This is a genomic window from Pseudomonas sp. TMW 2.1634 (genome assembly GCF_001703595.1).
Taxonomy (GTDB): Bacteria; Pseudomonadota; Gammaproteobacteria; order Pseudomonadales; family Pseudomonadaceae; genus Aquipseudomonas; species Aquipseudomonas fragi.
This window is the reverse complement of record NZ_CP016849.1, coordinates 3,381,127-3,408,075: the sequence shown is the minus strand read 5'-3', so window position 1 is coordinate 3,408,075 and position 26,949 is coordinate 3,381,127. Positions and strand designations below refer to the sequence as shown.

Genomic DNA, 26,949 nt, shown 5'->3' with positions numbered 1-26,949 from the left:
AAGTACTTTTATATCTATGGCTAAAATTATCGGCATCATCGTCGTGTTCGCGAGTGTGCTCGGCGGATACGTGCTTTCCCACGGCAAGATCGGTGCACTGATCCAGCCGTTCGAGGTCTTGATCATTGGCGGCGCGGCCTTTGGTGCATTCCTGCAGGCCAACCCCGGTTACATGACCATGCACGTGATCAAAAAATCACTGGGCATGTTCGGTTCGCGTTTTTCCCACGCTTTTTATCTGGAAGTGCTGGGCCTGGTTTACGAGATTCTTAACAAGAGTCGTCGCGAAGGCATGATGGCCATCGAGAGCGACATTGAAGACGCGGCCGCCAGCCCGATCTTCGCCAAATACCCCACCGTGCTTAAAGATGAACGCATGACGGCGTTTATCTGCGATTACCTGCGCATCATGTCATCGGGCAACATGGCCCCCCACGAGCTTGAGGGGCTGTTCGACATGGAGCTGTACAACCTCAAGGAAGAGCTGGAGCATCCTTCCCACGCCGTTACCGGGATTGCCGACGGCATGCCGGGCTTCGGTATCGTGGCCGCGGTACTGGGTATTGTGGTGACTATGGCTTCGCTGGGCGAAGGCGACCAGGCGGCCATCGGCATGCACGTTGGTGCCGCGCTGGTAGGTACCTTCTTCGGTATTCTGGCTGCTTATGGTTTCTTTGGGCCTTTGGCAACGTCTTTGGCTCACGATGCCAAGGAAGAACTCAACGTGTACGAAGCGATCAAGGCCTCACTGGTGGCTTCGGCCTCGGGCATGCCGCCGTCGCTGGCAGTCGAGTTCGGTCGCAAGGTGCTGTACCCCAAGCACCGGCCCAGTTTTTCCGAGCTGGAACAAGTGGTTCGCGGTCGCTGATTTATGGAAAACAACCAGCCCATCATCATCAAGCGCGTAAAGCGCTACGCCGCAGGCCATCACGGTGGCGCCTGGAAAATCGCCTTTGCCGACTTCGCCACGGCGATGATGGCGTTCTTTCTGGTGATGTGGCTGATGACAGCCGCCACGCCCGAGCAAAAGATCGCCATTGGCGGTTATTTCAAGGACCCGATCGGTTTCAGCGAAAGCGGTACACCCTACGTTATCGACCTGGGCGGCACCCCCGCGCTGGCGCCGGAAAACACCCTTAACCCCGAAGAAAAACTGCAGCCCCAGCCCGACAAGATCAAGGTCGATGCCGAGCAGGTTGAAAGCATGGCCGAGCAGGTCGAGAAAGAGCGTCTCGAACTGTTGCTGCAAGAGTTGCAGAACAAGGTTGAAGAAAACCCGCAGCTGCGCAAGTTCAAGGACCAGTTGCTGTTTGAAATCACCCCGGACGGCCTGCGTATTCAGATCATGGATGCCGAAAACCGGCCGATGTTCGATGTGGGCAGTGCGCGGCTCAAGCCGTACTTCGAAGATATCTTGCTGGCGATGGCGGACACCATCAAGGCGGTGCCGAACAAGGTCAGCATCAGCGGCCACACCGATGCCATGCCTTACGCGGGCGGCGGTGATTATGGCAACTGGGAGTTGTCGGCCAACCGTGCCAATGCGGCGCGTCGCGCGCTGGTGGCAGGCAGCTACCCCGATGGGCAGATTGCGCGGGTGGTGGGGTATGCGTCTTCAGTGCTGTTCGACAAGGCCAACCCTTACAACCCGGTTAACCGTCGCATCGACATTGTGGTGCTGACCAAAAAGGCCCAGCAGGCGATTGAAGGTGAGCAGGGGGCGGAGGTGGTCAAACCGCAGGAATTGCCCAAGGCGCCGGTCGACCCGATCCAGTTGCCAGCCGACAAACAGCCACTGCCGATGCATGAAGAGCGCCAGAAGCTGAATCTGTTTGAAGATAAGGCGCCATAAACACTGTGGGAGCGGGCTTGCTCGCGATAGCTTCGGCGCGGTTCTACTGAACAGTCGCGTCGTTTGCATCGCGGGCAAGCCCGCTCCCACAGAAGCCGATCCGGGCTTTAGTAGCTGCTTTCAGGCAGGCTGGCAATGATCGAACGATAGCTGTTCATGCGCTGTTGCTGCACGCGGCCATCTTCCAGGGCCATCAGCAATGCACAGCCCGGCTCGCGGTCGTGTTTGCAGTCGCGGAAGCGGCAACGGCCAATCAAGTCGTTGAACTCGATAAAGCCCGCCTCGACATCAGCGCGGCTGACGTGGCCCAGGCCGAACTCACGAATCCCCGGGGAGTCGATCAGATCGCCGCCGCCCGGGAAGTGGAACAGGCGCGCCGTGGTCGTGGTGTGCGTGCCCTGGCCGGAAATCTCGGACAACGGCCCGACCCGCAGGTTGACCTCAGGCAGCAGGCTGTTGACCAGGGACGACTTGCCCACGCCGGACTGACCCACAAACACACTGATATGACTGTCCAGTTGCGCCTGCAACTGCTGCATGCCATCGCCGTGATGCGCCGACACTTCCAGCACCGGATAACCCAGTTGACGATAAACCCCCAGCAACGCATTCAGCGCCGGTGCGTTTTGCTCGTCGATCAGGTCAGCCTTGTTGAGCAGCAGCAGCGGGCGAATCCCGGCGTGCTCGGCGGCCACCAGATAACGGTCGATCAGGTTGGCGTGCGGCTCGGGCATGGGCGCGAACACAATCACGATCATGTCGACGTTGGCGGCAACCGGCTTGAGCTGGCCACGGCTGTCGGGGCGGCACAGCTCGGTCTTGCGCGGCAACTGGGCGACGATCACGCCGATGCCCTGGTTGCCGGCACGCCACACCACGGTGTCACCGGTTACCAGCGCGGGCAGGTTGGCGCGCAGGTGGCAACGGAACATCTGGCCTTTGAGCTCACCTTCCTGGGCTTCGACTTCGACCTGCACACCAAAGTGCGCGATCACCAGGCCGAGTTGCTCGGGGCCTAAATCGCCGCCTTCAAGCGCTTCGACGGCACTGGATTCGCGTTTGGCGGCGCGGGCAGCGCGCTCGCCCTGGATCTTTTCGATGCGCCAATTCTGACGACGGTTGAGCTGGCGTTTGGCCATGGGTGTTCCGTGTTGATAAAACGATAAGAAGGGTAAAACGCCGGGGAGTTTAGCACGAGGGCTGCGTGCCTAAGCTAAACTGCGCACCTAAGCACTGGAGGCCATTATGCAAAACGCGCAGAACCTGATCTGGATCGACCTGGAAATGACCGGTCTGGACCCTGACAACGACGTCATTATCGAAATGGCCACCATCGTCACCGACAGCAACCTCAACACCCTGGCTGAAGGCCCGGTGATCGCCATCCACCACAGCGATGCCGTGCTGGCGCGCATGGACGAGTGGAACACCCGCACCCACGGCGGCAGCGGGCTGACCCAGCGGGTCAAGGACAGCACCACCACGATGGCCGAAGCCGAGGCGCAGACCCTCGCGTTTCTGGAGCAGTGGGTACCCAAAGGCAAATCGCCGATCTGCGGCAACAGCATCTGCCAGGATCGTCGTTTCCTGTACACCCACATGAAGGCCCTGGAAAGCTACTTCCATTACCGCAACCTGGATGTGTCGACACTCAAGGAGCTGGTAGCACGCTGGGCGCCTGAAGTACGCGACAGCCTGGTGAAAAAGGGCACGCACCTGGCACTGGACGACATTCGCGAGTCGATTGCCGAGCTGCAGCACTATCGCAAGCATTTCATCAAATTCTAAGCTGCCCTTGATTCCCCTGTAGGAGCGGGCTTGCTCGCGATGCAAACGACTCGGTACATCTGCCCAACCGCAGCGAAGCCATCGCGAGCAAGCCCGCTCCCACAAAGAGCTGTATTTGCCGCCCCCTTTTGGTGCCAATGCCAACTGAGAGTAGACTGCGCGCCTTCTTGCAAGGATCGCTGCCATGTTGCTGATGCTTTACTTAGTTGCCATTACTGCCGAAGCCATGACCGGCGCGCTGTCTGCCGGGCGTCGGGGCATGGACTGGTTCGGGGTGGTGCTGATCGCCTGCGTCACTGCGCTAGGCGGTGGCTCAGTGCGCGACGTGCTGCTGGGGCATTACCCGCTGACCTGGGTCAAGCACCCGGAATACCTGGTGCTGACCACGTTTGCCGCGCTGGTGACGATCTTTATCGCGCCCTTGATGCGCCATCTGCGCTCGCTGTTTCTGGTGCTCGATGCCCTGGGGCTGGTGGCATTTACCCTGATCGGTTGCATGACCGCCCTGGAAATGGGCCAGGGCATGCTGGTGGCTTCGGTGAGCGGGGTGATTACCGGGGTGTTTGGCGGCATCCTGCGCGACATCTTCTGCAACGACATCCCGCTGATCTTCCGTCGCGAGCTGTATGCCAGCGTGTCGTTTGCTGCGGCGTGGTGTTTCTTGCTGTGTACTTATATGGAGATGCCCAACGAACAGGCGATTTTCGTCACCTTGTTCGGCGGGCTGCTGCTGCGTTTGCTGGCGATCCGCTTTAACTGGGAAATGCCCAAGTTCGTTTATAACGACGAACATTAAGTAACTGCGGGAGCGGGCTTGCTCGCAATTGGGTCGCTGCGGTGAGTCAGGTGAGCCGGGTTGGTCGCCTCGCGAGCAAGCCCGCTCCCACAGGGTTTCGCTCAGGCCCGCTTGGCGTGTTGTGCCAGCGCCCACTCCACATGCTCGCGTACCAGTTCAGACGGGTAATCGCGCCGCGCATTCAGTGCTTCGAGCACCGGGATCGTCGACGGCGCATTGCCCAGGCCCACGGCCAGGTTGCGCAACCAGCGCTCATACCCCGCCCGGCGTAGCGGCGAACCTTCGGTGCTGCTCAAAAACTTGTCTTCATCCCACATAAACAGCTCGGCCAGACCCGCGTTGTCCAGGTTGTGCCGTGGCTTGAAGTCACCTTCGGCGGTGGTGCGGGCAAAGCGGTTCCACGGGCAGACGATCTGGCAGTCATCACAGCCGAACACCCGGTTGCCGATCATCGAGCGCAGTTCTTCGGGAATCGCGGTTTTCAGCTCGATGGTCAGGTACGAGATGCATTTGCGCGCATCCAGCACATAAGGCCCGACAAAGGCATTGGTGGGGCAGATGTCCAGGCAGGCTGTGCAGCGTCCGCAGTGTTCAGTTTCGTGGGGGGCGTCAACCGGTAGCGGCAAGTCGACAAACAGCTCGCTCAGGAAAAAGTAGCTGCCCGCCTTGCGATTGAGCACCAGGGTGTTTTTGCCGATCCAGCCCAGGCCGGCCTGCTGGGCGATGGCCTTTTCCAGTACCGGGGCGCTGTCGACAAAGGCGCGAAAGCCAAACGGGCCGATGTCCGCCTGAATGCGGTCGGCCAGTTGCTGCACGCGCTTGCGGATCAGCTTGTGGTAATCACGGCCCAGGGCATAGCGCGACACATAGGCTTTTTCCGGTTGGGCCAGCAATTGCGCCATGTGGGTGTCGCCGGGCAGGTAGTCCATGCGCAGCGAAACCACGCGCAAGGTGCCCGGTACCAGTTCGTCAGGGTGCGAGCGTTTGCTGCCGTGGGCGGCCATGTAGTCCATGTCGCCGTGATAGCCAGCATCGAGCCAGCGTTGCAGATGGTGTTCGTGTTCTCCCAGGTCAAGGCCGGCGATGGCGACTTGTTGAAAGCCCAGCTCGCGGCCCCATTCCTTGATGGACTGGGCGAGAGCGGGGAGGTCGGCAGTAATAGCAGGCATGGGACAAGAGAAACCGGAGCTGAGATGCGTATAATTCTGCCAGACATCGGAGCCCAAGACGCATGCCGCAGACCAAACACCTGTTAACCGAACCCCAGGCCCTTCGCGCAGACCACCTGGCGCGACTGCCCGCGCGTGACCCGGCTGCCCATAAAGGCCAGTTTGGCCATGTGCTGCTGGTGGGTGGCGACCGCGGTTTTGGCGGTTCGATTACCCTGAGCGCTCAGGCGGCACTGCGCTGCGGCGCGGGCCTGGTTTCACTGGCCACGCGCCCCGAGCATGTGCCCGCCGCCCTGATGCGGGTGCCCGAGGTGATGACCCTGGGTGTGTCGTCGGCCAATCAGTTGATGGGCGTGCTGGCGCAGGCGTCGGTGGTGGTGGTCGGCCCGGGTTTGGGGCAGGCGCCCTGGGGGCGCAGCCTGTTGTCGGCGGCGGCCCAGGCAAAAATCCCGCAGGTATGGGACGCCGATGCGCTGAATCTGTTGTCCAACGCAGTCATCGCGCTGGCGACAGGCTCGGTGATCACCCCGCATCCGGGGGAAGCTGCGCGGTTATTGGGCATTACGACTGCGCAAGTGCAGGCCAATCGCCCGGCTGCGGCCAGGGCGCTGGTTAAAAAATACTCAGTGGTGTGCGTCCTTAAAGGGGCGGGTACGCTGATCGCAGGGCTGGATGGCTCGTTGGCCATCTGCACTCACGGTCACCCGGCAATGGCCACGGCCGGTCTGGGGGATGTGCTGGCAGGCGTGATTGGCGCGTTGCTGGCTCAGGGCATGAGCGCCTTTGATGCGGCGTGCCTGGCGGTGTGGCTGCATGCCCGCGCCGGCGAACAACAAGGACAATTGGGCCGTGGGCTGGCGGCCAGTGATTTGATTCCAGCCATTCGTCAGTTGTTGGAGGAACACGCACCGTGCACGAAATAACACTGCAACTGGCCGACGAAGAGGCCATGACCGCATTTGGCGCACGTCTGGCCACTGTCACCCAAGGTCACGGCCTGATCTTTCTGGACGGCGACCTGGGCATGGGCAAAACCACCCTGTCCCGCGGCCTGATTCGCGGCCTTGGCCATACAGGCTCGGTCAAAAGCCCGACCTTCACATTGGTTGAACCCTACGAGATTGGCGATATTCGGGCCTTTCACTTCGACCTGTACCGGCTGGTTGACCCCGAAGAGCTGGAATATATGGGGATTCGCGATTATTTCGACGAAGACGCCCTATGCTTGATCGAGTGGCCCGATAAAGGTGCAGGCTTTTTGCCAAAGCCTGACCTGACCATTACCATTAGGCCGCATAACACCGGGCGTTTGCTGACGCTGACGCCCCAAGGTTCTCGTGGCGAGTCTTGGTGTGCCGCATTGGCGCCGGAATACAAATAATGATGGGGTTTGGTATGCGCTTTCGCGCGTTAGTAAGTGTGGTGGGTGTGTTGCTCAGTGTCATGGCTATCAATGCTGTGGCCGCAACCCAGGTCAAGAGCGTGCGTCTGTGGCGGGCGCCGGACAACACACGGCTGGTGTTTGACCTGACCGGCCCGGTGCAGCACAGCGTGTTTACGCTGACCGCACCTGACCGGCTGGTGATTGATATCAATGGCGCGACCCTGGCCGGGCCATTAAATGTGCAAACCGCCAATACGCCAATCACCAGCATGCGCTCGGCGCAGCGTACCCCCACAGACTTGCGCGTGGTGATCGACCTGAAAAAGGCCGTCACCCCGAAAAGCTTCGTGCTGGCGCCCAATGCCCAGTACGGCAACCGCCTGGTGGTCGACCTCTATGACCAGGGCGCCGATCTGGCGCCAAGCCTGCCGGCCACCAATGTGGCAACGGTGCCAGTGGTACCGGTGACACCAGCCCAGCCTGACGTGAAACTGCCACCGATCCCGAGTGGCAAGCGCAGCGTGGTGGTGGTGATCGATGCCGGCCACGGCGGTGAAGACCCGGGTGCTTCAGGCTCTGCAGGCCAGCGTGAAAAAGACGTGGTATTGGCCATTGCCAAGGAGCTGCAACGCCAGATCAACGGCATGAAAGGCTTCAGGGCCGAGCTGACGCGTACTGGCGACTACTTTATCCCGCTGCGTGGCCGTACCGAAATCGCCCGCAAAAAGGGCGCCGACCTGTTTGTGTCTATTCACGCCGATGCTGCACCGTCCAAGGCTGCCTTTGGTGCCTCGGTGTTTGCCCTGTCCGAGCGCGGTGCGACGTCCGAGACGGCGCGCTGGCTGGCCGACAGTGAAAACCGTTCCGACCTGATCGGTGGTGCCGGCAACGTCAGCCTCGATGACAAGGACCGCATGCTGGCGGGCGTGTTGCTCGACCTGTCGATGACCGCGTCGCTGACTTCCAGCCTCAATGTCGGGCAAAAAGTACTGAGCAACATCGGTCGGGTCACCCCGCTGCACAAGCAACGCGTGGAGCAGGCCGGGTTTATGGTGCTCAAATCGCCGGACATTCCGTCGATCCTCGTCGAAACCGGGTTTATCTCGAACTCCAACGAAGCCTCCAAGCTTGCGTCCAGCAGCCACCAGCAAGCGCTGGCCCGCTCGATCAGCAGCGGCGTACGCCAGTTCTTCCAGCAAAATCCACCGCCGGGCACTTATATCGCCTGGTTGCGTGACACCGGCAAGATTGCCCAGGGCGCCCGTGAACACACGGTTCGCCCCGGCGAAACCCTGGCGATGATTGCCGTGCGCTATCAAGTGGGCGTGGCGGCGCTGCGGGCGAACAACAGCCTGAAAAGCGATGAGCTGAAAATCGGGCAAAACCTGAATATCCCGGCTACTGCCCTGGCGGCTCAATAATGAGTGACGATGTATTGAGCAGCAGTGCGCGGATCGAACTGCTTAGCCCGCGCCTGGCCAACCAGATTGCGGCAGGTGAGGTGGTTGAGCGCCCGGCGTCGGTGATCAAGGAACTGCTGGAAAACAGCCTCGACTCGGGTGCCAAACGGATCGACGTGGACGTAGAGCAGGCCGGGATCAAACTGCTGCGGGTGCGCGACGACGGCAGCGGTATTTCCAGCGACGACTTGCCGCTGGCCCTGGCCCGTCACGCCACCAGCAAGATTCGTGACCTTGAAGACCTTGAGCGGGTGATGAGTCTGGGCTTTCGCGGTGAGGCACTGGCTTCCATCAGCTCCGTGGCCCGCCTGACCCTGACCTCGCGCACCCGTGGCGCCGATCAGGCCTGGCAGGTTGAAACCGAAGGCCGCGACATGGCCCCGCGGGTGCAACCGGCGGCCCACCCGGTGGGTACCTCGGTTGAAGTGCGCGACCTGTTTTTCAACACCCCGGCGCGGCGCAAGTTTCTCAAGACCGAAAAAACCGAGTTCGACCACCTGCAAGAAGTGATCAAGCGCCTGGCGCTGGCCCGCTTTGATGTGGCGTTCAATCTGCGCCACAACGGCAAGTCCATCCTTAACCTGCACGAAGCCCGCGACGACACTGCCCGTGCCCGGCGTGTGGCGGCGGTGTGCGGCTCGGCGTTCCTGGAACAGGCAATGCCCATCGAGGTCGAGCGCAATGGCTTGCACCTGTGGGGCTGGGTCGGGTTGCCGACCTTCTCGCGCAGCCAGGCTGACCTGCAGTACTTCTATGTAAATGGCCGCGCAGTACGCGACAAACTGGTGGCCCATGCGGTGCGCCAGGCCTATCGTGACGTGCTGTTCAACGGTCGGCATCCGACCTTTGTGCTGTTTTTCGAAGTCGACCCCTCGGTGGTCGACGTCAATGTGCACCCGACCAAGCACGAAGTGCGCTTCCGTGACGGGCGCATGGTGCATGACTTCCTCTATGGCACCTTGCACCGTGCCCTGGGTGACGTTCGCCCGGAAGATCAACTGGCCGCCCCTGCGCCGGTACCCGGGGCCGAGCGCCCGACGGGGCTGGATGCCGGTGAATTCGGCCCGCAGGGTGAAATGCGCCTGGCGGCCAATGTGCTGGAGCAACCGCAATCTGCGCCGACGCCTCATGTGGCAGGTTCGGGGGCCGGTGCGGGCTATCAGTATCAGTACCGCCCGCAGTCTTCCGCACCGGCAGTGCCCGCCGAAGAAGCGCGCAACGCCTATCGTGAGTTCTTTGCACCACTGCCCGAAGCCAACGCTGCGCCGTTGCCGGACGGGCAGGGCGATATCCCGCCGCTGGGCTTTGCCCTGGCGCAACTCAAGGGCATTTATATCCTCGCGGAAAACGCCCAGGGGCTGGTGCTGGTGGACATGCACGCGGCCCATGAGCGGATCATGTACGAGCGCCTGAAGATCGCCATGGCCAGCGAAGGCCTGAGCGGCCAGCCACTGTTGGTGCCAGAGTCGATTGCGGTCAGCCAGCGTGAGGCCGATTGCGCCGAAGAGCACGCCGAATGGTTCCAGCGCCTGGGCTTTGAGCTGCAACGCCTTGGCCCGGAAACCCTGGCCATCCGCCAGATCCCGGCCTTGCTCAAGCAGGCTGAGGCGCAGCGCCTGGTGCATGACGTGCTGGCTGATTTGATGGAATACGGCACCAGTGACCGGATTCAGGCGCACCTCAATGAGCTGCTCGGCACGATGGCCTGCCACGGGGCGATCCGGGCCAATCGCCGCTTGGCGATCCCGGAAATGAACGGCCTGTTGCGTGACATGGAAAACACCGAGCGCAGCGGTCAGTGCAATCATGGTCGTCCCACCTGGACCCAAATGGGCCTGGACGACTTGGACAAACTCTTTTTGCGCGGTCGCTGATGACAGGTTCCAACGCTCTACCCCCGGCCATTTTCCTGATGGGGCCGACAGCTGCCGGCAAGACCGACCTGGCCATCGAGCTGAGCAAGGTGCTGCCATGCGAGCTGATCAGTGTCGATTCGGCGCTGGTCTATCGCGGCATGGACATCGGTACTGCCAAGCCGTCGAAAGACATCCTGGCGGCTCACCCGCACCAGTTGATCGATATTCTCGACCCCGCCGAGAGCTATTCGGCGGCGGATTTTCGCCGTGATGCCCTCAAGGCGATGGCCGAGATCACCGCGCGGGGCAATATCCCGCTGCTGGTGGGTGGCACCATGCTCTATTACAAGGCGCTGATTGATGGCCTTGCCGACATGCCGCCGGCCGATCCCCAAGTGCGTGCCGAGCTTGAAGAAGAGGCGCAACGCCTTGGCTGGCAAGCCTTGCACGACCAGTTGGCGGCCATCGACCCGGAGTCCGCGGCCCGCATTCACCCCAATGATCCGCAGCGTCTGACCCGGGCGCTGGAGGTTTATCGGGTCAGCGGCCTGAGCGTGACGGCCCATCGGCAAAAACAATCTGAACAAACGACTAAAGCAGCGGCTTCTGGCCACAGCCAATTGCCCTATACTGTCGCGCATCTGGCCATCGCTCCGGCGAACCGTCAGGTGCTGCATGAGCGAATTGCACTAAGATTCGGGCAGATGCTGGAACAGGGGTTCATCGACGAGGTCATAAACCTGCGCAATAGAAGTGACCTGCATGCAGGGCTGCCGTCTATACGTGCTGTGGGTTACCGCCAAGTCTGGGACTACCTCGACGGCAAGCTGACAGCGGCCGAAATGCAGGAGCGCGGCATCATCGCCACGCGCCAGTTGGCCAAGCGTCAGTTCACCTGGTTGCGCAGCTGGAATGATTTGCATTGGCTTGACAGCCTGGACTGCGACAATCTGCCACGAGCCTTGAAATACCTGGAATCGGTCTCCATATTGAGCTGAGTCTTGGCAAATGCCGTCTATCCTATGGATGTGGCGACAGCGGTCATCTAATTTTTGATTCTATTTTTTTATCCTTACAGGAGTGCGGCATATGTCAAAAGGGCATTCGCTACAAGACCCTTACTTGAATACTTTGCGTAAAGAGAAGGTTGGCGTTTCCATCTATCTGGTCAACGGGATCAAGCTGCAGGGGACCATCGAGTCTTTCGACCAGTTCGTGATCCTGCTGAAGAACACCGTCAGCCAAATGGTTTACAAACACGCAATTTCGACAGTCGTACCAGTACGTCCAATTCGTCTGCCTAGCGCAACCGAATCGGATCTGGCAGACGCTGAACCAGGTAACGCCTAAATAGGAGCATCCTTTGTTCTTTGAGCGCCACGGTGGTGGTGAACGAGCGATCCTCGTTCACTTGGAAGGACAGGACCCTGAGGCGCGCGAAGATCCGCAGGAGTTCCAGGAGTTAGCTGTGTCGGCTGGCGCCGATACCGTCGCGTTTTTTAACGTGCCGCGTCATCGGCCATCGGCCAAATACCTGATTGGCAGTGGCAAGGTCGAGGAGTTGCGCGACCTGGTCAAGGCCGAGAAGGTTGACATCGTGATTTTCAATCACGTACTCACGCCCAGTCAGGAACGTAACCTCGAACGTGTTTTCGAGTGTCGCGTGCTTGACCGTACCGGGCTGATTCTCGATATCTTCGCTCAACGCGCCCGTACCCATGAAGGTAAGCTGCAGGTCGAACTGGCCCAGCTTGACCACATGAGCACGCGCCTTGTACGCGGCTGGACTCACCTTGAGCGTCAAGGTGGCGGCATTGGCATGCGCGGGCCGGGTGAAACCCAGCTCGAAACCGACCGCCGTCTGTTGCGTGTGCGCATCAGCCAGATCAAATCCCGCCTGAAAAAAGTCCGCAGTCAACGCGAGCAGTCCCGTAGAGGGCGCCAACGCGCCGATATTCCTACAGTGTCGCTGGTGGGCTATACCAACGCCGGTAAATCCACGTTGTTCAACAAGGTCACCGGCTCAGACGTGTTTGCCGCCGACCAGTTGTTCGCTACGCTCGACCCGACCTTGCGCCGCCTCGATCTGGGCGACCTGGGGCCAATCGTGCTGGCCGATACCGTGGGCTTTATTCGTCATCTTCCGCACAAGCTAGTTGAAGCATTCCGGTCTACGCTCGAAGAGTCGAGCAATTCCGATCTGCTGCTGCATGTGATCGATGCGCACGAGCCTGAGCGCATTGCGCAGATCGAGCAGGTGATGGTGGTGCTGGGTGAAATCGGTGCGCAGGACTTGCCGATTCTCGAGGTCTACAACAAAATCGATTTGCTTGAAGGTGTCGAGCCGCAGATCCAGCGTGATGCCGATGGCAAGCCGCAGCGGGTCTGGTTGTCGGCCCGTGATGGTCAAGGGCTGGAGTTGCTTGAGCAGGCCATCGCCGAGTTGCTGGGCAATGATTTGTTCGTGGGCACCTTGCGCTTGCCGCAACGTTTTGCTCGACTGCGTGCACAGTTCTTCGAACTGGGAGTTGTGCAGAAAGAAGAGCATGACGATGAGGGCTCCAGTCTGCTGGACGTACGCCTGCCGCGATCCGAGCTCAATCGCTTGGTCAGCCGCGAAGGGATGCAGCCGCTGGAATTCATCGAAGAACACACTTTGCAATAAAAGCCTCGCAAAGCGGCCGTGCCGCTGTGATAGGCATTCTGTAGCATTGGTCGGCGCGCCGTGGGCGCGTCTTTGCTTTATCAGATGGAGAGCGCTATGGCTTGGAATGAGCCGGGTGGCAACTCGAACAATCAAGATCCTTGGGGTGGCAAACGCCCTAAAAATGGCGACCGCAAGGGACCACCAGATCTCGACGAGGCCTTCCGAAAGCTGCAGGAAAGCCTGAATGGGTTGTTCGGTGGTGGGAAAAAACGTACTGGCGGTAGCGGCAGTGATGGCGGTTCGAATGGCAAGGGCGCCGGCTACGGCCTGCTCGGCATCGGCCTCGTCGTGCTGGCGGCTGCCTGGCTGTACAGCGCCGTGTATGTAGTCGATGAGCAGGAGCAAGCCGTGGTGCTGCGCCTGGGCAAGTACTACGACACCGTTGGGCCGGGCCTGAATATCTACTTCCCGCCGTTCGACAAAAAGTACATGGAGAACGTGACGCGTGAGCGTGCGTACACCAAGCAGGGTCAAATGCTGACTGAAGACGAAAACATCGTCGAAGTGCCGCTGACCGTGCAGTACAAGATCAGCAACCTGCGCGACTTCGTGTTGAACGTTGATCAACCGGAAGTCAGCTTGCAGCAGGCGACCGACAGTGCCTTGCGCCACGTCGTGGGTTCCACGTCGATGGATCAGGTGCTGACCGAAGGCCGTGAGCAGATGGCCGTGGAAATCAAGGAGCGCCTGCAGCGTTTCCTCGATACCTACAAGACCGGTATCACCGTGACCCAGGTCAACGTACAGAACGCTGCTGCACCGCGTGAAGTGCAGGAAGCCTTCGATGACGTGATCCGTGCCCGTGAAGACGAGCAGCGTGCCCGCAACCAGGCCGAAAGCTATGCCAACGGCGTTGTACCGGAAGCACGTGGTCAGGCCCAGCGCATCATCGAAGATGCCAACGGCTACCGTGATGAAGTGGTTTCTCGCGCCAAGGGTGAGGCTGACCGCTTTACCAAACTGGTTGCCGAGTACCGCAAGAATCCTGAAGTGACCCGCGACCGTCTGTACCTGGACACCATGCAGGAAGTCTTCAGCAACACCAGCAAGGTACTCGTGACCGGTAACAAGAACGGCCAGAGCAACCTGCTTTACTTGCCGCTGGACAAAATGATCGAAGGCCGTAATGGCAGCACCCCGGCAACGGGTTCGGCAGCCGCAGCGAGCAATAATGATTCCGGCTCGCACGTCAGCACTGACCTGCCGCCACAACCGCGCACCAGGGAGAGCCGCTGATGAGCAATAAATCGCTGGTTGCCCTTATTGTTGCCGTTGTCGTGGGGATCGTTGCCTGGAACAGCTTCTACATCGTCTCGCAAACCGAGCGTGCGGTACTGTTGCGCTTCGGCCGTGTGGTTCAGGCTGACGTTCAGCCGGGCCTGCATGTGAAGATTCCTTACGTCAACCAGGTGCGCAAGTTCGACGCCCGCCTGATGACGCTGGACGCGCCAACCCAGCGTTTCCTGACGCTGGAAAAGAAAGCGGTCATGGTTGATGCCTTCGCCAAGTGGCGCGTGAAAGATGCCGAGCGCTTCTACACCGCAACGTCGGGCATGAAGCAGATTGCTGACGAACGTCTGTCGCGTCGTCTGGAATCCGGTCTGCGTGACCAGTTCGGCAAGCGCACCCTGCACGAAGTGGTGTCGGGTGAGCGTGATGCGTTGATGGCTGACATCACTGCATCGCTGAACAAAATGGCTGAAAAAGAGCTGGGCATTGAAGTGGTCGACGTTCGCGTCAAGGCCATCGACTTGCCAAAAGAAGTAAACCGCAGCGTTTTCGAACGTATGAGCACCGAGCGTGAGCGTGAAGCACGCGAGCATCGGGCCAAGGGTAACGAACTGGCAGAAGGCATTCGTGCCGACGCCGACCGTCAACGTCGTGTTCTGCTGGCTGAAGCGTATCGTCAGTCTGAAGAAGCACGCGGTGATGGCGATGCCCAGGCAGCTTCGATTTACTCCAAGGCTTACGGCCAGGACCAGGAGTTCTACAAGTTCTATCGCAGCCTGCGCGCTTACCGCGAAAGCTTTGCGAACAAGAGCGACGTACTGGTGCTGGACCCAAGCAGCGATTTCTTCCGCTACCTGGAAAAATCCAAGCCTTCGCAGCAGTAAAACCGCTTGAAACCTGTGGGAGCTGGCTTGCCGGCGATGCAGCCAACTCGGTCTGTTTGACCAGCCGAGTCGATGCTATCGCGAGCAAGCCCGCTCCCACACTGTTTTCAGAAGGGTTGGCATGTTCATCACAGACCCTGCTTTCACTCCGCCGGGCGGGCAAATTGCCTCGCGGGGTGATCCTTTTAGAAAACGGGTGTATGATGCGGCAGCCGGGAAATTCCCGGCTTTTTTGCGTCTGCATGTTTGATTGGCTGAATGCTGTTACAGCATCGGCAGAATTTTCGAGGAATGTGCGAGCCTGTCGTTCAGGCTTTTTTGCTGTGCGCGTTCAAGACGCAGCCACGTTCTGCTTTACTCAAGGCTCGCCTGCTGGCTGGCCGCCCGGATCACAGGGGAATGGCGTAATGGCAACGGTAGACCGCTGGCTTTTGCCAGATGGCATCGAAGAAGTACTTCCACCTGAAGCTGCCCGCATTGAAGTGGCGCGCCGTCAGGTGTTGGATCTGTTCCAGAGCTGGGGCTATGAGTTCGTCGTCACCCCGCATATCGAATACCTGGAGTCCCTGCTGACAGGGGCCGGCCAGGACCTCGACTTGCGTACCTTCAAGGTGATTGACCCGCAAACGGGTCGCCAGATGGGCTTTCGTGCCGACATCACGCCGCAAGTGGCGCGCATCGATGCGCATACCCTGCGTCGTGAAGGCCCGAGCCGCCTGTGCTACGCCGGCAGCGTGCTGCATGCTCAGCCGCGTGCACTGTCATCCTCGCGCAGCCCGATCCAGCTGGGTGCCGAGTTGTATGGCGACGCAAGCCCGAGCAGCGATGTTGAAGTGATCAGCCTGATGCTGGCCATGCTGCAACTGGCCGATGTGCCGGATGTACACATGGACCTGGGGCATGTTGGTATTTACCGTGGTCTGGCCCGTGCGGCCAACCTGTCGGTTGAAGTGGAACAACAATTGTTCGACGCCCTGCAACGCAAGGCGATCGACGAAGTAACGGCCTTGACCCAAGGCTTGTCGGCCGATTTGGCGGACATGCTGCAGGCATTGGTTGGTTTGTGTGGCGGTCACGAGGTTCTGGCTGCTGCGCGCGAGCGTCTGGCCAAGGCTCCGGCTCAAGTGCTGGCGGCGCTGGACGACCTGGTGGCGATTGCCGAAGGGTTGTCTGTGCGGTTCCCGCAGTTGCCGTTGTACTTTGACCTGGGCGAGTTGCGTGGGTATCACTACCACACAGGTGTAGTGTTTGCGGTATTTGTACCGGGCGTTGGGGACTCCATCGCCCAAGGCGGTCGTTATGACGACATTGGTGCTGTTTTCGGGCGTGCCCGGCCGGCAACCGGCTTTTCGACCGATTTGAAAACCCTGGTGACCCTGGGGCGTGCGGAAGTCGAGTTGCCGTCGGGTGGTATCTGGATGCCAGACAGCACTGATGCGGCACTCTGGCAGCAGGTTTGCCAGCTTCGCAGTGAAGGTCAGCGTGTGGTTCAGGCGTTGCCTGGGCAACAGCAGGCTGGTGCCCAGGAGGCAGACTGCGACCGCCAATTGATTCAGCAGAACGGCTTGTGGCAAGTAGTGCCACTGGTTTCTTGAGTTTTCCTGCCGGCGGCTGCCGGCACCAAGTTTGCGCGAATGAGGACAAGTGTTATGGGTAAGAATGTCGTAGTCCTGGGCACCCAATGGGGTGATGAGGGCAAAGGCAAGATCGTTGATCTGCTGACCGAACATGCTGCCGCTGTAGTGCGTTACCAAGGTGGCCACAACGCTGGCCACACGCTGGTAATCGACGGCGAAAAAACCGTATTGCACCTGATTCCGTCGGGCGTGTTGCGCGAAGGCGTGCAATGCCTGATCGGCAACGGTGTCGTGGTTGCTCCCGACGCCCTGCTGCGTGAAATCATCAAGCTGGAAGAGAAAGGCGTACCGGTGCGCGAGCGCCTGCGTATCAGCCCGTCCTGCCCGCTGATCCTGTCGTTCCACGTTGCCCTTGATCAGGCGCGTGAAAAAGCCCGTGGCGAGCTGAAGATCGGTACGACCGGTCGCGGCATCGGCCCGGCTTACGAAGACAAGGTTGCCCGTCGTGGCCTGCGTGTTGGCGACCTGCTGAACATGCCGCGCTTTGAAGCCAAGCTGCGTGAACTGGTGGATTACCACAACTTCATGCTGGTCGGTTACTACAAAGAGCCAGCCATCGACTTCGACAAGACCCTGGCCGAGTGCAAGGAATACGCCGAGCTGCTCAAGCCGCTGATGCTGGACGTGACTGCCGAGCTGCACGACCTGCGTCGCGCTGGCAAGGACATCATGTTCGAAGGCGCCCAGGGCTCGTTGCTGGACATCGACCACGGTACCTACCCGTACGTGACCAGCTCCAACACCACGGCTGGCGGCGTTGCGACCGGTTCGGGCGTTGGTCCTATGTTCCTGGACTACATCCTGGGCATCACCAAGGCCTACACCACGCGTGTGGGTTCGGGTCCGTTCCCGACTGAGCTGTTCGACGACGTCGGCGCTCACCTGGCCAAGCAAGGTCACGAGTTCGGTGCTACCACCGGCCGTGCCCGTCGTTGCGGCTGGTTCGACGCCGTTATCCTGCGTCGCGCTATCGATGTGAACAGCATCTCGGGCATCTGCCTGACCAAGCTGGACGTACTCGACGGCCTGGAAACCATCAACATCTGCGTAGGCTACAAAGACGCAAACGGTGTTGACGTTGCTCCGACCGACGCTGACAGCTATGTAGGCCTGCAGCCTGTGTACGAAGAAGTGCCGGGCTGGACTGAGTCGACCGTGGGTGCCAAAACCCTGGAAGAGCTGCCAGCCAACGCTCGCGCTTACATCTCGCGCGTAGAAGAGCTGATCGGCGCACCGATCGACATCATTTCGACTGGCCCGGACCGCAACGAGACCATCGTTCTGCGTCACCCGTTCGCTTAAGTCGCAGTTGATGTAAAGCAAAAGGCCCTTCGGGGCCTTTTGTCGTTTCTGGCTGCGCAGCGGCACGACCCTTGCTGTGAAAACCGTCAATAAGGGTGCTATCAAAATAATGGCACCTAAGTGGAGGGTTTTCCGTGTCTGCCGTTCTCTCACTGTTACAAAGCCGTCTGCTGCGGCCTGTATTCGTTACTCTAGGTATCGCTCTTTTGGTGCAGGTGCTGGTGGCGGTTGCACTGACACGGAGCACGGTGACGGCGTTGGAGTCTGATCTGGATGCGCGTCTGGGGGCCGACAGCCAAAAGCTCACGGCGCAGCTGGAACAGGCCGGGCGTGACGTTAAAAGCAGCCTTGAGTCGTTGTCTGCCAGTACGCGCCAGCGTCTCACTGCAGGCCTGGAACCGCGTTTGAAAGACGAGCAAGTGCAGCTCAAGCACGCGCTGGAGAAAAACCTGCAGGATTCGGCCAATGACATGGCGCAACTGCTGGCCGCTGTGGCTCCGCGTGCCATCTGGGACAATGATGTGCCCACGTTGTCCGATTTCGCCCGTCGCGCTCAGCGCAATCCCAATGTGTTGTTCGTGGTGTATGACGATGCCACGGGGCAACACCTGACCCGCTATCTCAATCGTGACAACCCGATCAACCAGGCCCTTTTAGCCAAGGGCAATGGCGAGCGGGCACTGGATAAAGTTCTCGATGCGGCCCGTCATGATCCGTCGGTGTACTACCTCGAAGCCTCAATCAACCCCAATGGGGTCGAGATCGGCAAAGTGTTGATGGGGGTTTCCACGGCTTCGGTTGAACAGGACCTGGCGGCCCTCGACCAGCGTTTCTCGGCCTTGATAGCCAACAGCGGGCAGTTGGTCGGTGAAAGCCTGCAAGGTGCTGCCAGCGACAGCTCGGCGGCATTGGGCGCGCGGCTGGAGTCGGCACAGGCAGCCGCTGCACAGATGCAGGCCAATACCGCGCAGACCGTGCGCGAGGCGGCAGACACCTTGCGCTGGCGCATAGGCATGGGGCTGGCGATTGTCGGGCTTGGCGTGTTGCTGTTGCTGGCTGTGGTGCTGGGGCGACGGGTGGTGAACAAGTTGCTGTTGCTGATTGCTGCGCTGGATGATCTGGCCGCCGGCGAGGGCGATTTGACCAAGCGCGTGGGCCTTAACAGCAAGGATGAGATCGGTGACATGGCGGCGGCGGTCAATCGTTTTGTCGACAAGTTGCAGCCCATCGTGCGTGAGGCGGGGGATGTGGCCCAGCGTACTGGCGTGGAGATCGGCGTGATGACCCTGCGCAATGCCGGGGCCGATGCTGCCGCACAATTGCAGCGTGATGAAGTTGCCCAGAGCCTGCAGGCACTGTCGACGATGGCGGATGACGCGCAGTCGGAAAGCCAGGCGATGCAGGCGGCGCTCAGGCAGGTGGTCGATATCCGCCAGGCCACCGATGAGAACACCCGCACCTCGGCCAAGGTCGGGGGGCTGATCGAGGCGCTGGCCGGGCAGGTGGGCGAGGGGGCCAAGGTGATCGAGCGCCTGGCGCAGCAAAGCGAACAGATCGAAGTGGTCCTGACGGTGATTCACGGTATCGCCGAGCAAACCAATCTGCTGGCACTGAACGCGGCGATTGAGGCCGCGCGCGCGGGCGAGACGGGGCGCGGTTTTGCCGTGGTGGCTGATGAGGTGCGGGCACTGGCCAGTAAAACCCAAAGCTCCACCGGTGATATTCAGGCGCATATCGTGGCGTTGCAGCAGGGGGCCAAGGAGGCCGTGGCGGCGATTGGCTTGGCAGGGCGTCAGGCGGACGAGGGGCTGGCAGTGCTGCGTGGCAGTGTGCAGTTGCAAAAGAGTGTGCAGGTATCGGTCGAGCAGGTGCACAGCGCGATTGGTGATGCGACCAAGGCCGCCGAGCATCAGGCCCAGGGGGCGTATGCGGTGCGTGGGCGGGTGGAAGTGATCCATGCCCAGGCCGAACGTGCGGCCGAAGCGGTGACCCAGACCACGGCCAGCGGCAAGGTGCTGGACGGGTTGGCGGCGCAGTTAAAGGCGAGCCTGGGGCAGTTCCGGGCGTAAAGAAGCAGGGCTGCTCCTGTGGGAGCGGGCTTGCTCGCGATGCGGGCAACGCGGTGTATCAGCATGACCGCGTCGATGCCATCGCGGGCAAGCCCGCTCCCACACGGGGTATGCTGGATCCGCTGTCAGCGGCTCAAATACATCCTGGTGGTGAGCAAGTACACCGGCAGCCCCGACACTAGAATCAGCAACGCCGCATAAGGCGCCGCCGCCGCAAACTCGATATTCGAAGTGTGCGACCAGACCTGCGTTGCCAAGGTGTTAAGCCCGGTGGGGCTCAGCAGCAAGGTGGCGGTCAGTTCTTTCATCGCATCCAGAAACACCAGGGCAAATGCGGCCCCCAGCGCCGGAAAGATGATCGGCAGCGTCACCCGGCAAAAAGCCGAAAACGAGGTAGCGCCCAGTGTGCGTGCAGCTTCTTCCAGTTGCGGTGCGGCCTTGTTCAGCGCCGTGCGGATCGGCGCCTGCGCCAGTGGCAAAAACAGCAGCGCATAAGCAATCAGCAACAGCGCGGACGTCTGGTACAGCGCCGGTACGAAGTGCAGGGCGAAATACACCAGAGCCAGGGCAATCACCAGTCCCGGCAGGGCGTGCAGCAGGTACGGCAAGCGCTCCGCCCAGATGGCCAGCGGGCCTTTGTAGCGCACCACCAGCAATCCGACCGGCACCGCCAGCACCAGGCATAGCGCCGCTCCACCTAGGGCCAGTGACAGCGACGAGAACAGTGCCTCGCCAATCTCGGCCAGCGGGAAGGCTGCCGAGCTGCCCTTGACCAGCCAGTACACCAGCATGCCCAGCGGGATGCCGCTGCCAATCACGGCCAGCACCAGGCAATACAACTGCCCTGCCACCGCCCACTTGCCCAGTCGCACTTGTTCGGCGTGGCGCGCAGCACCCTGGCCAATACGAATATGCCGGCCTTTGCCGCGTACCTTGAGTTCCAGCCACAACAGGCTCAGGCACATCACCAGCAGCACCGCAGACAGCATCGCCGCATTGGCATTGCTGAACTCCAGCTCGAACTGTTGGTAAATGGCCGTGGTGAAGGTTTGCAGGCCGATGATCGACAGCGCGCCGAACTCCACCAGCATATGCAGGGCAATCAGCAGCGAACCGGCCAGCAGCGAAGGCCAGAGCAGTGGCAGGGTAATGTTGAAAAACACTCCCCAGCGGTTCTGCCCCAGGGTGCGGGCGGACTCTTCCAGGGCCGGGTCGAGGTTGCGCAGGGTGGCGGCCACCGGCAAAAAGATCAGCGGGTATTTGGACAGGCTCATCACCAGGATCGCCCCGCCCAGCCCTTCAAAGCTGGCGCTGAGCGAGACCCAGGTAAAGCTGCTGACAAACGCCGGCACGGCAAATGGCAGGCACAGGATCACGCCCCACAGGCGCCGGCCCGGCAGGTTGCTGCGTTCCAGCAGCCAGGCCAGGCTCAGCCCCACCAGGGCGCAGGTCACGGTAACGCCGACCATCAGCAACAAGGTGTTGCGCATCAGGCCAAAGACGTAGGGCCGCCACAACAGGTGCAGCGCTTCAGACCACCCGGCCTGCCAGGCCTTGGTGCCGACATACAGCAGCGGCAGCAGGCTCAGGCCCACCAGTAGCAGAACGGGCAGCAGCAGCCAGATCGACGGCTTTTTGCGGGTGGGGGTAAAGCGTGCAGGTTGAGCGGCTGACAGCATCAGAGCAGGCCTACATCACGTTCAAGGTCCAGCGCTTCTTCGGCGTTACCCAGGTCGGCCGGGGTCACTTTCGGTGGTTGCAGCTCTTCAAAAGGCTTCAGGCCACGTTCCGACACCATGCCTTTGCGCATCGGGTATTCAGCCGTGGTGTTGGTAATCACGCGCTGGCCTTCTTCACTGGCCATGTAGGCCAGCAGTTGCTGGGCTTCCTTGGGGTGTTTGCTGGCCTTGATCACACCGGCGCTGGACACGGTGATCAAACCGCCTGCATCGCCATCGGTGAAGTAATGCAGTTTGGAATCGAGCTGGCCTTTTTCACGCTGCAGGGCAAACCAGTAGTAGTTGTTGACCAGTACGGCGGCCACTTCACCGTTTTCTACCGCCTTGAGCGCCACCATGTTGTTGGTGTAGGTCTTGCCGAACGCACGCAGGCCGGTCAGCCATTCTTCAGCGGCATCACGCCCGTGCAGCTTGATGATGGCCACGGCCTGTTCCTGAAATGCACCGCTGGTGGGTACAAAACCGATCTTGCCTTGCCATTGCGAGTCGGCGAAATCCAGTACCGACTTGGGCAACTGGTCTTCGCTGATCTTTTTCGGGTTGAAGGCAACAACGCGGGTACGCGCAGTCACACCGATCCAGGTGCCATTGGCGGCCACGTACTCTTTGGGCAGCGCTTGCAGGGTGCTGTCGTCGGCCTTGGCCAGAAAGCCCTGTTCGCCCAGGCTGTTGAGGGGCGGCGACTCTTCGGCGTAGAACACGTCAGCAGGCGAGCGGTCGCCTTCTTCCATGATCTGGCTGGCCAGCTGGTTGCTGCTGCCCTTGCGCACGTTGACGTGGATGCCGGTCTTGGCCTCAAAGGCCTTGGCGAGGTTGTCGCCGACTTCCTTGTGCTGGCCGTTGTACAGGGTCAGCGTTACCGGATCGGCAGCGTAGGCGGTGGGAGCAAGCAGGGTCAGGCCAAGAGTTGCGATGGACAAACTGCGCAGTAGACATGTCGCAAGCTGGGTATTTCGGAGCATCATTCGCTGGTTTCCTCGCTTGGGTACTACAAAACTTGTAACAATAATAAACGATATCGTTTCTCAAGTGCGCTTGACCCAGCGTCCAATTGCGCAAGTGCGACGAACTGTGAGGTTGGCGACCGGCTCTGCTTTTGTGGGAGCGGGCTTGCCCGCGATGCAGACGACACGGCCTACCAGTAAAACGGCAGCGATCCCATCGCGAGCAAGCCCGCTCCCACACAGCAAGGTGCTGCCTACAGCGTGTCGAGAAAACTGCGCAGGGCGCGCAGTTCGTCCTTGTCCATGTTCAGCGCCTTGAGCCGGTCGCTGGTGCGCGGGAACAGCGGATCGTCGGCCTGCTGCGCGTTGGGGCGCGGGCGCGGCATGCCCATGTTGTAGAACGCCAGCGTGCCTTCCATGTTGACGAACAGGCCGTTGTGCATCCACGGCGCGGTTTTCATCACCAGGCGCAATGACGGCGTGCGAAATGCCCCCACATCTTCGGGTTTGCGCGTTATTTCGTAGCGCCCGAGGTCTTCGTATTTACGCCCGTAGTAACTCAGGCCGACGTTATGAAACTGCTCGTCGCTCAGCGCCGGGCCGAAGTGGCAGTTCATGCAGCGCGCCTTGGTGCGAAACAGATGCAGGCCGTAGAGCTGCTCATCGCTCATGCGTTGCGGGCGCCCGCGCAGCAGTTGCTCGAAGGCGGTGTTGCGCGTGGCGCTGACCAGCGTGCGCTGGAAGGTGGCGAGGGCTTGGGCGGTATGTTCGGTGGTGATCGGGCCGGGGCCGAAGACCTGCCCGAACTGCTCGCGGTAGGCCGCGTCGGCATTGAGCCGCTCAAGCAGTTGCGGGATATCGAAGGCCATTTCCACCGGGTCAATGATGGGGTGCATCGCCTGTTGTTCCAGAGTGCCGCCGCGGCCATCCCAGAACAGCGCCGGGCTGTAGCCGCTCATCACCAGGCTGGGGGCATTGCGCCGGCCGCTCTGGCGATCATGGCCGAACGAGACGCGGCGGCCATCGGCAAAGGCCATGTCGGCTTCATGGCACGAGGCGCAGGCAATCTGCCCGGAGCGCGACAGTTTCGGGTCGTTGAACAGTTGTTTGCCCAGCGCTGCCTTGGCCTCGCTGAACGGGTTTTCCGGTGGTGCGGGGGCGTGGGCGGGCAGGGCGGCCATTTCCTGCCATTGCACATCGGCATCTACCTGGGGGGCAGGCCATTGGGCGACGGGCTGGCGGTATTGTTGGGCGATGCACGTTTTGTAGTCGGCGGCCTGTTCGTCGCAGGCGGCTGCGTTCAGAGCCTGGCTGCCCAGGGTCAGGCCGAGGAGGAGGGCGGCGGGCTTCAAAACTTGTACCCCACTTCCAGCATGAACTGGCGGCCGACTTCATAATTGAGCACGCCGTTGGTGTCGGTGGAGCTGACGATGGTCTTGTCCAGCAGGTTGCTCACGTCGAGGTTGACGAACACGGCCTGATCCTTGGCAGTGGGCATTTCCCAGGCCACGCGGGTGTCCCAGGTCAGAGCCCCGGAGAACGGGGTTTCTTCCCAGACATAGACACTGCTGCCTTCGTGCTCGACCTTTTTGTTGGTGGAGGCAATGCGCCGGTAGCCGTCGCGATAACGCAGGAAGTTGCTCCAGGTCAGGTGCAGGGGTTCGACTTCGGTGACTGTCGTCAGGCGTGCGGTCCAGGGGCGGTTGTAGTTGCTGGCGGGCATGTCGGAATATTTCATGAACTTGCCGTCGTACTGGATCGTCGGGTCTTCCACATAGATCGCGCCGATGCTGGCACTGTAGCTGGACAGCCCGGTGTTGTTGATCTTGCTCCAGTCCATCGCAAACTGCGCGGTGGTGCGGGTGCTGCCCAGGTTGAAGGGTTGCAGGGGGGTGATGCTCAGGGTGTAGATATCGGCGTCGCTTTTGCCGCCGTTGTAGTAGGTGTAGTAGTTGGCGGCCAGGGTGGAGGTGTCTTCGGAGGGCTCACCGATTTGTGCGCCCCAGGCGCGGCTGATCTGGTCGCGGCCCTTGCGGTTGACGTATTTGACGGCGAACTCGGTGTTCCATTGCACATGGCTCAGGCCCAGGGTCAGTTCGTCATCGTAAGGCACCTTGAGCTGGTTGAACTTGCTGTCGTTGGGGGTGTGCTTGCTCAGCTCCCAGGCGGACGTTTGCGTCTTGCGGGTGTACTCCGTGCTCATCGAGGCAATGCCGTCACGCAGGCGATAGGCGTAAAGGTTGCGTCCGTAGTAACGGTTGGCGCCGGCGGTGAGGCGGGTCTTGCCATCGCCAAACACGTCCAGTTCGGTGGCCAGGCGCGGGGCGAAGGTGACCTGATTCATGTAGTTGTCACCGTCCACGCGGATGCCGGGCCTGACGGTAAGGCGCTTGTAGTGCATTTCGTCTTGCAGGTACAGCGCCCATGAGCGCGTATCGAAGGCAATTTTGCCCTGGGTAACGGTCATTTTGTTCGCATACTGGCCAGGCCAGCCATTGATCGTGGGCGCCATTGAGCACAGCGGGTCATTGCCGGTGCATGACGTGGCCTTGTCCACCGAGTAGCTGCTGTAGGGTGTACCGCGTTCGTAGCTGGCCGAGTTTTGCGACAGCTCAAGGCCGGTCTGCAGCGAGTGATCCACCCCCAGCCATTTGAAACTGTTCCAGTCGGCCTTGAGTTTATAGGCCAGGGTTTTCTGGGTTTCTTCAATATCACCAAAACCGCCTTCGGTGGCGAATGCCGAGGTGCTCCAGTCGCGGCTGGCCGACGTACGCCACAGGATCATGTAGTCGCGGTCGGAATAGCGTGAGGTATTCAGCTCGCTCCAGCTCAGGTTCTGCTCAACCCGGGCCAGGGGCGCGTTCCACACCAGGCGCGTGCTGATGCTGTCGCCGCCGGCATCCATGTCGCGACCGGACACCAGCGAGTTGGGGCCGTAAGTGCGGGCGGTTTCCGGCGCGTGGGTCAGGGTGGTGTCGAGCTTCCAGTCTTCGTTGATTTGCCAGGTGGCCTTGAGGAAGTAGTTGTCGATACGGCGCGATTGCTCTTCGGTCGCCATTGCCGTTTCGGTCTGGTTGGCCACGGAAAACAGGCGGGTCGGCATGGTGGATTCTTTGCGCGAAAAGGTGCCCAGCAAGCCGAAGTTGTCGGTCAGGTGGCCTTCGAGGGTGGCGCGGGTGATGACTTTTTCGAAGTCGGGCTGGTAGTTATTGCCAAAGCCGGCTTTGAAGTTTTCCAGGTCCGGGTCGTCTTTGTTCAGGTGATAGCGCGTCCACTCGGAGCGGGTCATTTGTACCGACACCTTGCCGTGCAGTTCCTTGCTGGGGTCGCGGGTATTGGCCTCGACTACACCGCCATTGAAGCCGCCAAATTCCACCGGTACGTTGCTGTCGTAGACCTTGATGTTTTCCAGCAGGTCGGTGTCCAGCGCCAGGCCCTGGCTGCGGCCCGGGATCTCATCGAAGTCGTCGTTGCTGTTGCCCGGGTCCAGGTCGTTGTTCATGCTCATGCCGTCAACGATAAACAGGTTCTGCCAGGGCCGTGCGCCGTTGATGCTGATATCGGCAGGGGCAATTTCGCCCGGGTTTTTGCTGCTCAACTGGCTGTTGTCGAACTGCACATTGGGGTTGGTGCGCAGCAGGCTGGTGATATCACCGTTGCCCGAGGGCAGGTTTTCGATCATCTGGCGGTCGATCACCTGTTCGCCCTGGAACACCGGCTCCATCGCCGTGATGGGTGTGCTTTTGATTTGCAGCACATCGCTTTGGGCAGGCGGCAGGATCGAGGCGCTGTCAGTGGAGGTCACTTCCCATTGCATGCCCGTGCCGCGCAACAGGTGGGCCAAGGCTTTTTCGGGGCTGGTGCGGGCATCGAGCGGCGAGCTGGTCAGGCCGTTGAGCACGGTGCTTTCCGCGCTGACCTGCCAGCCCGACTGCTGGGAAAACGCAATCAGGGCGCTGGCCAGGGGCTGGGCCGGGATCTGAAAGTGCAGTTGTTGCTGCTGGATTTGCGCGTCAGCCACCTGGCTGGCGCCGATAGCCAGAGTGGGCAGGCCGAGCAGCAGGGCCAGGGATAACGATCGATAACGAGCAACACTGACACAACGCAAACGCGAAGAAGGCATGAGGTGACC

Annotated in this window: 21 protein-coding genes and 2 pseudogenes; 17 read left to right on the top strand and 6 right to left on the bottom strand. The window is 60.7% G+C overall.

The genetic code is table 11. The features are described from left to right. The first annotated feature begins 16 nt into the window (after positions 1-16). Both motA and motB read left to right on the top strand, forming a co-directional pair. Positions 17-868, top strand: a complete 852-nt coding sequence (gene motA, locus BFC21_RS16145) for a flagellar motor stator protein MotA (RefSeq protein WP_016783293.1) — start codon at positions 17-19, stop codon at positions 866-868. A 3-nt stretch (positions 869-871) separates the two neighbouring features. After that, positions 872-1,852, top strand: a complete 981-nt coding sequence (gene motB, locus BFC21_RS16140) for a flagellar motor protein MotB (RefSeq protein WP_120266358.1) — start codon at positions 872-874, stop codon at positions 1,850-1,852. A 107-nt stretch (positions 1,853-1,959) separates the two neighbouring features. On the opposite strand, the gene rsgA is transcribed toward motB, so the two are convergent. Continuing rightward, positions 1,960-2,991 carry a small ribosomal subunit biogenesis GTPase RsgA gene (gene rsgA, locus BFC21_RS16135; protein WP_016783295.1) on the bottom strand — a complete coding sequence of 344 codons (1,032 nt, stop codon included), beginning with the start codon at positions 2,989-2,991 and terminating at the stop codon, positions 1,960-1,962. A gap of 106 nt (positions 2,992-3,097) precedes the next feature. On the opposite strand from rsgA, the gene orn reads away from it, so the two are divergent. Together orn and BFC21_RS16125 are read left to right on the top strand one after the other, a co-directional pair. Then, entirely contained in the window at positions 3,098-3,640 is a 543-nt protein-coding gene (gene orn, locus BFC21_RS16130) for an oligoribonuclease (RefSeq protein WP_016783296.1), read from the top strand. A 184-nt stretch (positions 3,641-3,824) separates the two neighbouring features. Next, positions 3,825-4,436, top strand: coding sequence for a trimeric intracellular cation channel family protein (locus BFC21_RS16125; RefSeq protein ID WP_016783297.1), 612 nt, complete (start codon positions 3,825-3,827; stop codon positions 4,434-4,436). Between the two features lie 101 nt (positions 4,437-4,537). Here BFC21_RS16125 and queG read toward each other — a convergent pair whose 3' ends face one another. Beyond that, positions 4,538-5,605: a tRNA epoxyqueuosine(34) reductase QueG gene (gene queG / locus BFC21_RS16120; RefSeq protein WP_120266357.1), complete on the bottom strand. Its 1,068-nt coding sequence runs from the start codon at positions 5,603-5,605 to the stop codon at positions 4,538-4,540. 62 nt (positions 5,606-5,667) lie between these two features. On the opposite strand from queG, the gene BFC21_RS16115 reads away from it, so the two are divergent. The 13 genes and pseudogenes from BFC21_RS16115 to BFC21_RS27845 all read left to right on the top strand — a co-directional run. Beyond that, positions 5,668-6,528 (top strand): NAD(P)H-hydrate dehydratase, encoded by an 861-nt coding sequence (locus tag BFC21_RS16115; RefSeq protein WP_088378352.1) that lies wholly within the window; start codon positions 5,668-5,670, stop codon positions 6,526-6,528. Then, entirely contained in the window at positions 6,516-6,986 is a 471-nt protein-coding gene (gene tsaE, locus BFC21_RS16110) for a tRNA (adenosine(37)-N6)-threonylcarbamoyltransferase complex ATPase subunit type 1 TsaE (protein WP_016783300.1), read from the top strand. Before BFC21_RS16115 ends, tsaE begins: the two co-directional genes overlap by 13 nt. 2 nt (positions 6,987-6,988) lie before the next feature. Beyond that, a complete protein-coding gene (locus BFC21_RS16105) occupies positions 6,989-8,410 on the top strand; it encodes an N-acetylmuramoyl-L-alanine amidase (protein ID WP_218188535.1) in 1,422 nt (473 codons plus the stop codon). A gap of 14 nt (positions 8,411-8,424) precedes the next feature. Then, positions 8,425-10,323 carry a DNA mismatch repair endonuclease MutL gene (gene mutL / locus BFC21_RS16100; RefSeq protein ID WP_162939399.1) on the top strand — a complete coding sequence of 633 codons (1,899 nt, stop codon included), beginning with the start codon at positions 8,425-8,427 and terminating at the stop codon, positions 10,321-10,323. Next, a complete protein-coding gene (miaA, locus tag BFC21_RS16095; protein ID WP_088378351.1) occupies positions 10,323-11,303 on the top strand; it encodes a tRNA (adenosine(37)-N6)-dimethylallyltransferase MiaA in 981 nt (326 codons plus the stop codon). The genes mutL and miaA overlap by 1 nt, the downstream gene beginning before the upstream one ends. A 91-nt stretch (positions 11,304-11,394) precedes the next feature. Beyond that, a complete protein-coding gene (hfq, locus tag BFC21_RS16090; RefSeq protein WP_016783304.1) occupies positions 11,395-11,655 on the top strand; it encodes an RNA chaperone Hfq in 261 nt (86 codons plus the stop codon). A gap of 13 nt (positions 11,656-11,668) precedes the next feature. Then, positions 11,669-12,970, top strand: coding sequence for a ribosome rescue GTPase HflX (gene hflX, locus BFC21_RS16085; RefSeq protein WP_088378350.1), 1,302 nt, complete (start codon positions 11,669-11,671; stop codon positions 12,968-12,970). A 96-nt stretch (positions 12,971-13,066) separates the two neighbouring features. Next, positions 13,067-14,248, top strand: a complete 1,182-nt coding sequence (gene hflK / locus BFC21_RS16080; protein WP_083369658.1) for an FtsH protease activity modulator HflK — start codon at positions 13,067-13,069, stop codon at positions 14,246-14,248. Next, positions 14,248-15,126: a protease modulator HflC gene (gene hflC, locus BFC21_RS16075; protein WP_016783307.1), complete on the top strand. Its 879-nt coding sequence runs from the start codon at positions 14,248-14,250 to the stop codon at positions 15,124-15,126. The genes hflK and hflC overlap by 1 nt, the downstream gene beginning before the upstream one ends. Positions 15,127-15,533: 407 nt before the next feature. Beyond that, positions 15,534-16,721, top strand: a complete 1,188-nt coding sequence (locus tag BFC21_RS16070; RefSeq protein WP_088378349.1) for an ATP phosphoribosyltransferase regulatory subunit — start codon at positions 15,534-15,536, stop codon at positions 16,719-16,721. 54 nt (positions 16,722-16,775) lie between these two features. Next, positions 16,776-18,065 (top strand): adenylosuccinate synthase, encoded by a 1,290-nt coding sequence (locus BFC21_RS16065; RefSeq protein ID WP_088378348.1) that lies wholly within the window; start codon positions 16,776-16,778, stop codon positions 18,063-18,065. A 470-nt stretch (positions 18,066-18,535) separates the two neighbouring features. Beyond that, a pseudogene (locus BFC21_RS27850) lies at positions 18,536-19,228 on the top strand (methyl-accepting chemotaxis protein); the annotation flags it as partial. Positions 19,229-19,624: 396 nt separating this feature from the next. Then, positions 19,625-20,134 (top strand): annotated as a pseudogene (locus BFC21_RS27845) (methyl-accepting chemotaxis protein); the annotation flags it as partial. Between the two features lie 125 nt (positions 20,135-20,259). Here BFC21_RS27845 and BFC21_RS16055 read toward each other — a convergent pair. The 4 genes from BFC21_RS16055 to BFC21_RS16035 all read right to left on the bottom strand — a co-directional run bounded on the left by BFC21_RS16055 (position 20,260) and on the right by BFC21_RS16035 (position 26,940). Beyond that, positions 20,260-21,813, bottom strand: coding sequence for an iron ABC transporter permease (locus BFC21_RS16055; protein ID WP_088378346.1), 1,554 nt, complete (start codon positions 21,811-21,813; stop codon positions 20,260-20,262). Beyond that, positions 21,813-22,838: an iron ABC transporter substrate-binding protein gene (locus BFC21_RS16050; RefSeq protein ID WP_088378345.1), complete on the bottom strand. Its 1,026-nt coding sequence runs from the start codon at positions 22,836-22,838 to the stop codon at positions 21,813-21,815. The genes BFC21_RS16055 and BFC21_RS16050 overlap by 1 nt, the downstream gene beginning before the upstream one ends. A gap of 233 nt (positions 22,839-23,071) precedes the next feature. After that, a complete protein-coding gene (locus BFC21_RS16040) occupies positions 23,072-24,169 on the bottom strand; it encodes a cytochrome-c peroxidase (protein ID WP_120266355.1) in 1,098 nt (365 codons plus the stop codon). Further along, entirely contained in the window at positions 24,166-26,940 is a 2,775-nt protein-coding gene (locus BFC21_RS16035; RefSeq protein WP_256557590.1) for a TonB-dependent receptor, read from the bottom strand. Before BFC21_RS16035 ends, BFC21_RS16040 begins: the two co-directional genes overlap by 4 nt. Between the last annotated feature and the right edge of the window lie 9 nt (positions 26,941-26,949).